Source organism: Methylophaga sp. UBA4204 (genome assembly GCF_002379485.1).
In the GTDB taxonomy this organism is placed as follows: domain Bacteria; phylum Pseudomonadota; class Gammaproteobacteria; order Nitrosococcales; family Methylophagaceae; genus Methylophaga.
The window spans coordinates 1-2,440 of the sequence record NZ_DFTU01000063.1 but is presented as its reverse complement, the minus strand read 5'-3'; the positions used below and the strand labels follow the sequence as shown (position 1 = coordinate 2,440).

Annotated in this window: 4 protein-coding genes; all 4 read left to right on the top strand. The window is 44.9% G+C overall.

Features of this window, described 5'->3' with window-relative positions; genetic code table 11:
- Positions 1-613: helix-turn-helix domain-containing protein (locus B3182_RS09185; RefSeq protein WP_292752473.1), on the top strand; the 613-nt coding region annotated here is incomplete at its 5' end.
- 118 nt (positions 614-731) lie between these two features.
- The gene (locus tag B3182_RS09180) at positions 732-1,565 is read left to right on the top strand and encodes a thymidylate synthase (protein WP_292358325.1); all 834 of its coding nucleotides are present in this window, start codon (positions 732-734) and stop codon (positions 1,563-1,565) included.
- Between the two features lies 1 nt (position 1,566).
- Positions 1,567-1,998 (top strand): bacteriohemerythrin, encoded by a 432-nt coding sequence (locus B3182_RS09175; protein ID WP_292358323.1) that lies wholly within the window; start codon positions 1,567-1,569, stop codon positions 1,996-1,998.
- A gap of 85 nt (positions 1,999-2,083) precedes the next feature.
- Positions 2,084-2,440: cytochrome b/b6 domain-containing protein (locus B3182_RS09170; protein ID WP_292752470.1), on the top strand; the 357-nt coding region annotated here is incomplete at its 3' end.

Genomic DNA, 2,440 nt, shown 5'->3' with positions numbered 1-2,440 from the left:
GGTGCAGGCAAAAGTACTGCGATTTCTCGAAGCCGGTGAATGCCAGCTGGCCGGCAGTCATAAGCTGCATCTTATTGATGCACGTATTCTGGCCGCTACCAGTGTGGATTTACCTGCCGAAGTCAAAGCCGGACGGTTCCGCGCTGATCTCTATTATCGTCTGCAGGTTGTGCCACTGGAATTACCACCGTTGAATCATCGCAGTGAAGATATTCCATTGTTATTAACCTATTTCGCCAAACAGTTTGCTGGCAATAATGCGCCGTTGCGGTTTTCCAAAGAAGTGATTCAACAATTGCAGCGATATAATTGGCCCGGTAATGTGCGTGAATTATCGAACTTCTGCCAGCGCCTCAGTTTGTTACAACCGGGAAGCATGCTGCAACTCACCGATTTGCCCCCGGAAATGCTGCAAAATTCCGCTGTCACACCTCAGCAGTTCTCTATTCCACCAACCGGAATTGATTTGGCACAAATTGAACTTGATTTGATTGAACAGGCATTGGAAATGGCCGCTGGTAACCGCTCCAAAGCCGCAAGACTATTAGGCATTACACGCGATACCTTGCTATATCGTATGCAAAAATATGGCCTCTCAGACGACGCAAAATAAACTTTAGAGGTTGAATGTTTTTAAAAAGGGTTTTGATCCGACAAACTAACCCGCAGTCAGTGCGAAAAAAGCGCTTATGGTTTACAGTAGCGGCACGGCAATAAACGAGTAATCAAGCATGAAACAATATCTCGATTTACTTCGCGATGTGATGGAAAACGGAACTGACAAAGGTGACCGAACCGGTACCGGAACCCGCTCAGTATTTGGTCGGCAGGTGCGTTATGATTTGGCGGAAGGTTTTCCGTTACTGACCACAAAAAAACTGCATATTCGCAGCATTCTGCACGAACTTCTGTGGTTTCTCAGTGGCGAAACCAATATTCGTTATCTCAAAGAGAACGGCGTCTCGATTTGGGATGAATGGGCCACTCCAGAGGGTGAACTTGGGCCAGTATATGGCGCACAATGGCGTAACTGGCAAGGTGCTGATGGTAAAACCTATGATCAGATTCTGGCATTAGTCGAGGGGCTGAAAAGTAACCCCGATAGCCGTCGGCATATTATCAACGGCTGGAATGTCGCCCTGTTACCGGACGAAAAACAAAAGCCCTGGGAAAATGCCGCAGCAGGCCGAATGGCGTTGCCACCATGCCATGTTCTTTACCAGTTTTATGTCGCCAACGGCAAACTCAGCGCGTCGCTGTATATCCGCTCCAACGATTTGTTTCTTGGCAATCCTTATAACACGGCTTCATTAGCCTTTCTAACGCATATGCTGGCTCAGCAATGCGATTTAGATGTTGGCGAAATCGTGCTGAGTATTGGCGATGCACATATCTACAGCAATCACTTCGATCAGGTCGAAACGCAGTTACAACGTACTCCAGGTCCGTTGCCAAAACTGAAAATTCATCGAAAACCGGCCTCTATTCTGGATTACCGTTTTGAGGATTTTGAAATAGTTGATTATGTGGCACAGCCACATATTAAAGCGCCCATAGCGGTCTGAGATGGAAAAACTGACAAAACCACTCTATATCGTCTGGCAGGATGCGTTTCAGCAAGGCGAGCCGATCATTGATGAACAGCATCGTGGAGCGGTGGCGATAATCAATTCACTGCATTATTTTATTCAGCAGGGCTATGGGTTGCGAGATCTGATGCCTACCGTCAATGTATTGAAAAGCTATCTGAATTTTCATTTCAAAACTGAAGAAGGTATTTTGCACGCCTTGGAAAGCCCTTTGCTTAAGCAATATCGGCTGGATGAAGCAAAAATAATGGATGAGTTTGATATTCAATGCCGTCTGGGCTTGAGAGATAACGAACCGCAGATATTGCTGCTATTTCTCAAAGACTGGTGGCAGAACCATCTGAAGCTTCATAAAAAAATCACGCCATTTTTACAGAAATGGGAAGGTGATTACTGTCGTACAAGCTGATTTAGTACACTTTAACGTAGTTAATATTAATTTAAGTAAACAAGCTTAAGCTACGGGTTAATTGATAAATGTAAGGAACATAATAATGGCACAATCAACCTTAAAAGCTTATCCGGTATGGGATGGAGGCGTTCGTTTATTTCACTGGATAAATGTGCTGGCGATTCTGGGATTACTGGCAATTGGTTTAGTGTTGATGTTCAGTAAGGATTTGGGCGTTACTGATGATGGCAAAATCCTACTTAAAGCCACTCATATCTGGGTGGGTTATGTGTTTGTGATCAACTTACTGGCCCGATTTGTCTGGGCTTTTTTGGGTAACCGTTTCGCCCGTTGGAAAGCCTTTTTACCGTTTGGCAAAGTGTATAAAGCGCAATTCCAGGCTTATATGCAAGGTCGTAAAATTGGACAAAATGTGCATTTTCTCGGGCACAATCCATTA